The sequence below is a fragment of the Paenibacillus sp. P22 genome, assembly GCF_000469945.2.
Taxonomy (GTDB): Bacteria; Bacillota; Bacilli; order Paenibacillales; family Paenibacillaceae; genus Paenibacillus_O; species Paenibacillus_O humicus.
In genome coordinates this window covers 1-8907 of the sequence record NZ_CBRA020000173.1, presented here as the reverse complement: position 1 = coordinate 8907, position 8907 = coordinate 1, and the positions used below count along the sequence as shown (strand labels likewise).

8 protein-coding genes and 1 pseudogene are annotated in these 8907 nt (G+C 60.0%); 1 reads left to right on the top strand and 8 read right to left on the bottom strand.

Annotated features, from left to right (window positions below; all coding sequences use genetic code 11):
- From BN871_RS21020 to BN871_RS21005, 4 genes are all read right to left on the bottom strand, one after another.
- Positions 1-608, bottom strand: a 608-nt coding sequence (locus BN871_RS21020; protein WP_048748649.1) for a response regulator, incomplete at its 3' end; no start/stop codon positions are given.
- Complete coding sequence (locus BN871_RS21015; RefSeq protein ID WP_048748648.1) at positions 605-2515, bottom strand: sensor histidine kinase; 1911 nt, start codon at positions 2513-2515, stop codon at positions 605-607. The genes BN871_RS21020 and BN871_RS21015, both read right to left, overlap by 4 nt.
- Positions 2512-3549 carry a substrate-binding domain-containing protein gene (locus tag BN871_RS21010; protein ID WP_232313242.1) on the bottom strand — a complete coding sequence of 346 codons (1038 nt, stop codon included), beginning with the start codon at positions 3547-3549 and terminating at the stop codon, positions 2512-2514. Before BN871_RS21010 ends, BN871_RS21015 begins: the two co-directional genes overlap by 4 nt.
- Positions 3550-3844: 295 nt before the next feature.
- The gene (locus BN871_RS21005) at positions 3845-4720 is read right to left on the bottom strand and encodes a DUF72 domain-containing protein (RefSeq protein ID WP_048748647.1); all 876 of its coding nucleotides are present in this window, start codon (positions 4718-4720) and stop codon (positions 3845-3847) included.
- Between the two features lie 108 nt (positions 4721-4828).
- Here BN871_RS21005 and BN871_RS21000 point away from each other — a divergent pair, with 108 nt between their 5' ends.
- Positions 4829-5095: a hypothetical protein gene (locus tag BN871_RS21000; protein ID WP_048748646.1), complete on the top strand. Its 267-nt coding sequence runs from the start codon at positions 4829-4831 to the stop codon at positions 5093-5095.
- Positions 5096-5143: 48 nt separating this feature from the next.
- Here the strand turns inward: BN871_RS21000 and BN871_RS20995 are convergent, their stop codons facing one another.
- The 4 genes and pseudogenes from BN871_RS20995 to BN871_RS28610 all read right to left on the bottom strand — a co-directional run.
- A complete protein-coding gene (locus tag BN871_RS20995) occupies positions 5144-5866 on the bottom strand; it encodes a hypothetical protein (RefSeq protein ID WP_048748645.1) in 723 nt (240 codons plus the stop codon).
- A gap of 51 nt (positions 5867-5917) precedes the next feature.
- Positions 5918-6877: a glycosyltransferase family 2 protein gene (locus tag BN871_RS20990; RefSeq protein ID WP_232313240.1), complete on the bottom strand. Its 960-nt coding sequence runs from the start codon at positions 6875-6877 to the stop codon at positions 5918-5920.
- Positions 6867-8294: an undecaprenyl-phosphate glucose phosphotransferase gene (locus tag BN871_RS20985; RefSeq protein WP_021878995.1), complete on the bottom strand. Its 1428-nt coding sequence runs from the start codon at positions 8292-8294 to the stop codon at positions 6867-6869. The genes BN871_RS20990 and BN871_RS20985 overlap by 11 nt, the downstream gene beginning before the upstream one ends.
- 137 nt (positions 8295-8431) lie before the next feature.
- A pseudogene (locus BN871_RS28610) lies at positions 8432-8907 on the bottom strand (glycosyltransferase family 2 protein); the annotation flags it as partial.

Genomic DNA, 8907 nt, shown 5'->3' with positions numbered 1-8907 from the left:
CTGACGAGGGCGAGGCTGTCCCGGCGCAGCTCGGCCGCGGCCCGGCGCAGCTCCTCCCCGTCCAGCTCAGGAAGGACATGCAGCACCATGAACGCATACAGGCCCCGGATCAGCGGCAGCTCGTCGAGCTGGTCGCATGCCGACTGCCATACCGGACGAGGAATCCGCGACGAATCTGCGGACAGCATAAGCTCCAGCAGCGATTCCGGCTGGAAAGGCTGCCGTCCGCGCTGCTCGCCGACCTTGCCCTCCACCCTTTCGAGCAGCCGCTCCAGCTCCTCCTGATTGACGGGCTTGAGCAGATAGTCCTCCACGCCGCAGCGAAGAGCTTCGCGCGCATAATTGAAGTCGTTGTGGCCGCTCAGGATGGCGATATGAACGGCGCTTCCCCGGCTGCGCAGCTCCGCGGCCAGCTGGAGGCCGTCCATCTGCGGCATGCGGATGTCGGTGATGAGCAGATCCGCTCCGGATTCCTCCAGCCTGCTGAGCGCTTCCCTCGCGCTCCCCCAGACGCCGACAACGCTGTAAGCGGGATTGGTCCGCTCGATGATCTTCGCCAAGCCAAGACGGATCTTCTCCTCGTCGTCTACGACGGCTACTTTGATCATGGTCCTTCCTCCTCCCCTCTTCCGGCTCCGCTGTCCGGCGCCAGATGCGCCGTATCCGGAATTCTCATGGTGACGCAAGTTCCATTGGACGGCTCTCCGTCCACTTTAAGTCCGCTGGATGGTCCGTAACGCAGCTGCAGCCGCTCCTGCACGTTGCGCAGGCCGATTCCTCCCGCGTACGGGTCAGGCTCGCCCTCCGGCTCCCCCGGCTGCAGACGGCTGCGTACAAGCTCCAGCTCCTCCTCCGCAAGACCCCGGCCGTCATCGCAGATGATGAACAGGCGGTCGGGACCGTCCACGCGCGTCTCGATCGAGATGTTCAGCCATTCCCGTTCGTCGTCGAAGCCGTGCAGCACCGCATTTTCCACGATCGGCTGGAAGATCAGCTTCATGACGCTCGTGTCGGCATGCCGGGCCTCCGGCGAGATGCTCAGCCTGAATCGGGCTCCGTAGCGGTGGTTCATCAGCTCGATATACTGCTCGAGATGCTCCCACTCCCTGGCGACGGATACCAGGTTGTCTCCCGCATGGAGACTGTACCGCAGCTGCTCGCCGAGCAGCTGCACCATGCGGCTTACCTCCGCGTCGTCGTTGAGAATCGCCGTCATGCGGATCGACTCCAGCGTATTGTAGATGAAATGCGGGTTGATCTGCCGCTGCAGGTTCTCCAGCTGCGCCTCCGTCCGGCGCTTCTCGATCCGGTAGATGTTGTCGATCAGCTCGCGGATTCTCGCGACCATGCGGTTGAAGGCGTGTCCGACCATGCCGGCCTCGTCGCGGCGCTTGACCGGAAACTGGACGTCGAAGTTTCCTCCCTGCACTTGCCGCATCAGGCCGATGATGGAACGAAGCGGCTTGGTCAGAGCCAGGATCAGAATCAGGGTAATAACGAGCGCAGCGGCCATGGACAGCCCGGCTGCGGCCAAGCTGTACATGCGGTTGCGCGCCGCATCCTCCACCAGATGCTTTTGCGGGACGGTAATGAGCAGCTTCCAGCCCGTCTCGGGAGACTGCCGGTAGATGACGAGGTTCTCCTCCCCGGCCACTTTCGTCCGGAAGCTTCCCGATGCCCCCTTCGCTTGCTTCAGCAGCGGCGTCTGCCCGAGGTTCTGGGCCAGGAACTGGCGCTCGCTGTCGTAAATGATGTTGCCCTCTTCATCGGCGATGATCGTCGTGCCCCGGGTCGCTTCGTCGAGATCCGTCACCATGTTTTCGATGACCCCGATGTTGGCGTCGACGGCGATGAGGCCGACCGAGTTGAAGGAGGTCGTGATGATGTCCCGGACGACCGTGAACACATATTGCTTGTTGTGCGAATTGCTTGTCACCGCCTGCGTGCTGACCAGCACAGGAGTTCCGTTCCGCGCCTGCGCGAGCTGCTTCCAGCGGGAGTAAGTTTCGCGCAGGTCGTTGCGCACGCCGCCGCTCTTGACCGCGGTATAGGGATTGCCCAGCTTGTCGAACAGGTACACGTTGCTGGACCCTTCCTTGAGGTTGTTCATGAAATAGATGCTGCTTTCGATTTCGCGCTGGATTTTCAGCTTGAAGCTCCGTTCCTCCCACTGATAGGAAGGATCGCTGTCCGGATTTTCCCCCCGGTGGTTTTCATAAAAAAGGTTGGACTGCTCAAGTCCGCTCTGAATTTCGTCGAGATACGCCGGGATGATGGAAATCTGCTTCATATCGTGGATGTAGTCGTCCAGCGAGTTCATCATTTTGCCGGAAATCTGGGACGCGAACGTAATCGTATTGTTCTCGATCGTGCGGAAATTATGGGATGCGGATACATACGTAATGACCGCGATCGGCAGCAGCACGACAAACACGTATACGATGAACAGCCTGGCCTCCATCCGATGCCAGAGGGGATCGAGCCGGAGCTTCAAGCGGCCAAGCAAGCCTCTCATAACCTTGGAGATGCCGCCGTCGAGCGGCGGATGACCAGCTCGCCGGTCAGCAGCACCTTCTCCACGGGGTTCGCCGGCTGCTCGGCTCGGCGCAGCAGCGCCTCGACGGCCCGCCGTCCCATGCCGTGCTTGTGCACATGCACCGTCGTCAGCGTCGGACTCGAGAGGGCGGCATCCTGAATGTCGTCGAATCCGGTGACCGACACGTCTCCCGGCACGGAAATCCCCATCCGGGCCAGCAGCGTCATGACGCACATGGCGATGGAGTCGTTGGCGCACGAAAATGCGGTCGGCATCCTGCCTTCCCTCGCCAGCTCCTGCAGCATCGGCTCCAGCGCTTCCGTCATTTCCGAACGGTTATGTCCCCGCACGGTCAGCAGCCCGTCATGCTGGTCCGACGCGTCCAGCCCATGCTCCTCCAGCATGGAGCGGAAGCCGAACCAGCGGTCGTAGAAGCTCCGCGAATAAGACAGATTGCCGACGAACTGCAGGTTCCGGTGTCCGAGGCCGATCACATAATGGACGATGCGCCTCATCCATTCGAAGTTGTTCATCGACAGCACATCCGTCGGGATGAGCGGCTCCTCGTGGTCGATCAGCACCATCGGAATGCCGAGATTGCGGATCTCCAGCAGGCTTGGATAGGAGATGAGACCGACCCCGATCAGCCCCATCACCCCTCTGGGATTGATCATCGTGGAGAACTGGCTCGTAATCTGCTCCGTCACCAGCATCGAGCCGATTCCCCGCTCGTCCAGCTCCTCCTGGGCGCCTTCGATGATGCGTCCCCAGTAGTACGACTGCCGGGTCTGGAAGCGGACGTTCGGGACGAGGATGATCACTTGCTTGTTGATGTTGACGGACTTGCCCTCATAGACCGGCGCCTGGATGACGTCCGCGGCAGCCGCGTCCCGCGCGGGGAACTTGTACCCGAGCTGGATGGCCGCCTGTACGATCCGGTCCCTCGTCTCGGGCTTGACGCCCCCCCTTGCCGGACAGGGCTTTGGATACGGCGAACTTCGACATCCCGACATGGTCGGCAATATCCTGCATCGTCACTTTGGCATTCATATTGTTGAACCCGCCCATCTGTTAGGTTGTTAGGTTGATTTCTATTCCACAAGCTAACAGCTATGATACCATGAAACGCTCTCCTGATTTCTACCTTTAGATTTTCAATCGCTGCCGAACTCATACGGAACGATGTCTTTTATTTCTCCCGCCCCCATGAACGAGCTGATCCTGTCGGTAAAATCCATATCACGAAAAAACCGATCCTGCATTTCCCCGCCGGGAAATCAGAATCGGCATCTTTCCTTATTTGCGCTGTCAAAACAGCTCCAATTGCTCCACATCCGGATCCGCTTCCCTGGCAGCATCGGCGGGAAGGGCAGGGAGCGGCTGCCCCAGCAGGGTCATGAGCTCCCTGGCATTGTCCGCCGCGTCGCCGCCGGAGTTGTTGTTGAAGATGACCGCAACCCGCTCCGACTGCCTCTCCAGCCTCGTCAGCCGTTCGGCCCATTCCTCCAGCTCCTCCGTGCTGTACCGGTACAAATAGCGGACCTCCCGCCAGTTCGGGCGGCCGGAGGAATGCCAGCCGGAGACATTGCGCCCGTGCAGACGGACCAGCGTGAAGCCGCTGTCCGTCGCTTCCTCGACGATCGGCACCGAGCCTTCCCCCGCCTGCGGCTCGTCGCAGACGGAATGATACCAGCCTTGATCCCGCATGAAAGCAAGCGTCTTCTCCCTCATCCCCGGAACGAACCAGCTCTGATGCCGGAATTCCAGCGCGCATGGCACTCCTTCCATGCGGGCTTTGGCTTCGCGAAGCACAGCGACGTTCTCCCTCGTGCAGTCGAACCAGGGCGGATATTGGAACAGAACGCAGTCAAGCTTGCCGCTCTCTAGCATCGGCGTCAGCGCAAGCTTGAAATCGGCGAACATCGCGTCCTCGTCCGGATACGGAATCTTGCCGCGGGAATGGCCGGTCATGCCCTGGTATGCCTTGACGACGAAGCGGAACGCATCCGGAGTGTCCGCCGTCCATTTCTCCATATTCCGCTTGGGCTGCACGGCATAAAAGCTGCTGTCCACCTCCACGGTTCCAAACAGCTCTCCGTAGGTGTGGAGCTTGTTCCGTGCGCTTTCCCTGGTCGGATAGAGCTTGTCGTGATCCCCCCAGCCCGCGAGTCCTATCGTGATCATCGCTTCCCTTCTCCTTTCCGCAAAACGTACATTTCCTGTCATGCCCGACAGCCGCACAGGAATAGAATAACCACGAAAGCATCCTAACTTAACGAGGGTGGTGTCGGGATGGCGTTCGTATGGGCCGCAATTGTCGTGCTGGTTGTGGGAGCCATTGTTTTTGCCAGCATCAAGGCAGGCAAAGGATGGGTTCTCGCCAAGTCGGAGAGCAGCATCAGAGCTGACAGGCTGTACCGCTTGCAAGCCTATCTCAAGGATCATGGAGTGAAGACCAAGCTGAGCGAGGAAGCCGGCAGCCTGCGCCTGCTTGTCCGCCGCGGCGAAGCGGAACGGGCCCGCCGGCTGGCGGAGGCCTTCGGCGACGAAGGCCATTGATGCCGGCTCAGGCCGGTATCCGCCGCAGTCCGCAAGGTCATGCCGCCCCTATTCGGGCGGCGGCCCCTGGGGGGACCGTCTGGACGGAGCTCCCTTCGGGCGGCGGCCCGATTGCCCCCTGACCAGGCGATAGCCGAGGCGGATTCCGTTCATCATCCAGGGCGGGATGCGCAGCGAGCGATCCGGCTTGGCGAATAAAGGCCGGTAAAGAGCATAGTAGGCTTTTTTCAAATCCGTCCACATGCTGCAGGGCTCCGGCTTCAAGAAATCGGATACGTCGACGACGATCCCCCTTCCGTCGCTAACCATCACATTTTTCCCATGGACATCATGAGGGTTCAGTCCTCTCGAGGCTGCGTAGGCGAGCGCTTCGTCCACGTCGGCAATCGCCTGCTCCGGTATGACAAGCCCCTCCAGCAGGCTTCGGTAGAGCGTCACTCCGCGCAATCGCTTCAGCAGCAAGTACCGGGTGCCTTCATGCTGGCCGGATGCATAACATCGGCCATAGGCAGGATGCTCCCCCAGCTTGCGGTATACCTCGACCTCATCCTCCCAGCCTTCCCGGTCCGGGGCATAAACCTTGACCGCCAGCCCTTCGAGCTCCGGATGAGCCAGCACCGCGGCATAGTTGCCGCAGCCGAGCAGCTCCCAGCCCGGAGGAATATCCAGCGCCTGCACCGGATGGCGCAAGCTCCCGCTTTCGAGCTTCAGCCCAGGCAGCAGCTCCGTGCGTATTCTTTCTTCGGCATGCCTTACTGCCCGCTGTTCCATTCGATGTCCCTCCAAAATAAGAAGAAGGCCCGCAAGCGGACCGAAGTCCGGCTACGGGCGATACATGCTGAACTTGCGCTGAAGCCTGAGCGGCAGCCGCTTGTGGTGGATGCCCAGCTTATAGCCGATCAGCTTGGCCGCATTTTCCGCCGCAAGGCGGGGAATCCGCAGCCACTGGCCGTCTCCCGCCAGCGACTTGAGCTGGGCCTTGACCAGTCCGGCCCCCTCCTTGCCGACGGAGGCGTAAGGGAGTATCCAGGACTGCTCCGCCATGGAGACGCCATTGTCGTAAAACCGCTTGAACTGCTGCAGCGGCGTGTATTCATGGGAATGCACGACGCGGGCTTCGGCATTGTAAGCGATCCGGTAGCCCTTAAGGACGAGCTTTGCCGCCATGAATAGATCTTCGTTGAAGTGTGTCGGCTCCTGGAAGCCGCCCATCTCCGTGAACATGCCTCGGCGGATCGCCGAGCAGACGTTGGAGCAGAAGAAGGTTTTGATGCCGAGCACGCCCAGATCCTCCCTCCCCTTCTGCCGGGATTCCGGAGGATAGTTGTATTCCCTCGACATGCGCTCCAGCTGATCCGCTTCGGGCCTGGCCAGCTGGCGGGCGTAAGCATATCCGACGCCATCCTCGTGAAGCGACACCGCCAGCTGCTCCAGCAGCCGGTCGTCGCATGGCATGGCGTCCTGGGTCATGAACAGCAGGATGCAGCCCGTCGCTTCCGCGGCAGCGCGATTCCTGGCGCCTCCGTGATCGAATTCCGAACGCCGGATGGCAAGGACTCGGGCTCCTGCACGATGAGCCGTCTCGGGAGTTCCGTCCGATGACTCCGTATCGATGACAATGATTTCGTAAGGGGGAAGAGTCTGCCGTTTAAGCCGCTCCAGCAGCTCGCCGAATCCCGGACCCGCATTGCGCGTCGGAATGATGACCGAGATCCTGTCACTCGGTCCCCGCGAATAAGGCAGACCGGCAGCCGGGGATTCGGCCCTGCTGTTAATAGGCATTTTTATGGATAAGTCCTTTCACGACGGTTTTGAAAATGATGCGGATATCGAAGAAGAAGCTCCAGTTCTCGATGTAGAACAGGTCATGCCGGATCCGCTCGTCGATGGACGTATCTCCTCGCAGGCCGTTCGTCTGAGCCCAGCCGGTAATTCCCGGCCGGATATGATGCTTGACCATGTAGCGCGGCACTTCTTCCTTGAACTGCTCCACGAAGAAGGGGCGTTCCGGACGAGGACCGACTACGCTCATCTCTCCCCTCAGCACATTGAAGAACTGAGGAAGCTCGTCAAGGCTCGTGCTGCGCAGGAACGTGCCGAAGCGGGTGCGCCGCGGGTCGTTCTTGACCGTCCAGGTGACGTCGGAAGCGACTCCGGCGCTGACCTTCATGGACCTGAACTTCAGCATATGGAAGCTGCGGCGGTTAAGCCCCACCCTCTCCTGCCGGAACAATACCGGGCCCGGGGAAGTCAGCTTGATGCCGACGGCGATTCCGAGCAGCACCGGGGACAGCAGGATGATGGCCGTCAAGGAGAACAGGATGTCGAAGGTTCGCTTGGCGATCCGGTTGCCCATCTCGTCCAGCGGCACGTCGCGGATGTTGATCAGCGGCACTCCCGCGAAATTGTCGAAGAACGGCTTGGCCGGCAGCAGATCGAAGTAATCGGGAATGATGAGCGTTTTGACGCCGGCCTTCTCGCAGATCTTGATGATGGAGCCGTACTTGGAGTGGGCATCCAGCGGAAGCGCCATGATGACCTCGTCGATCGTCGGATTGTCCGCCAGCATCTGCTCCAGATCCTGCAGCTTGCCGACGATCGGGCTGATCGGCTCCGAGCCGTAACTCGCCGTCACCTCGGCATCGTGCCGCACATGGAAGTCATCCAGAAAGCCGTACACTTCATAACCGAGATCCGGGTAAAGGCGCAGCTGGTCGTGGAAGCTCCGGCCGACGCTGCCCGCCCCCAGGATCAGCACGTAGCGCTTGTTGAATCCGCGCCGGCGGAACACGGTAAGCAGACGCTTGACCGCGAACCGGTATACGATCATCGCGAACAGGTTGAAGGCGAAGAAGATGGCCAGGAATTCCCTGGAAATATGTACTTCCTTGCTGATGAACAAGAGGCTCAAAAGAAGCAGCAGGCTCAGGCACTGCACCTGGAAGATCTTCAGCACGTCGCGCGAGAAGTTCATCCGGCGCTTGGGCTGGTAGAAGCTCGTATAGAATCCGATCAGCACGGCGGCGAACGCATAGACCGTGCTCCAGACCAGATAGGTCTTGAACGGGATCGTCTCGTAGGACGGCAGCAGTCCGCTATGGAACTTGATCCAGTAGGCGATCAGAAAGACGCCCAGCATGCAGACCAGATCCGCCAAAATGTATATTTGCGTCAAAAAACGCTGGTTTCTTCTCAACATATTTCATCACCGCAAATCTATAAGTCTAGCTATCTCACTAATTGTACCAAAAAAGGAGAAAGCCAGCTATCTATTCGACGCGTCATGCGGCAAAAGGTTGCTGGCAATGAGAGAAGCGCCTGTCTCAGGCCAGGGGATCAACGGCGCCTCGGCTTCAATCGAAGCTCGCGCCGCTTGCGCCGCATTTCCGGAATCCGGTTCCAGATGGATTTCCAGCAAGGAATCAAATCTCTCTCTTTCACTATGATATACCCCGCTTTGAGGGTTTCTATCGCGATCACCGCGGGCAGGTTCAATAGACTTCGCTCGTTTTTAATCAAGGTATAGAACCGGTTCTCGTACGAATGCCTCCGCACAAACAGAGAGATTGCCGAGCGCCCGCCTTCCTTCCATCCTCGCGCATGCAAAGCTCTCGCCTCCGGCGCGTAGAGGGACTTCCAGCCGAGAAGCTCCGCCCTCCATGCCGCATCGACATCCTCCTTGTAGGCGAAAAAGGTTTCGTCGAAAAATTCGCCCTCGATGGAAACATGCTCCATCATGCTGCGGCGGTACATCGCGGCGGCGCCGGATACGCCGAACGCCTCGCCGCCGTGCAGCCAGCGGGAGGCCGGCT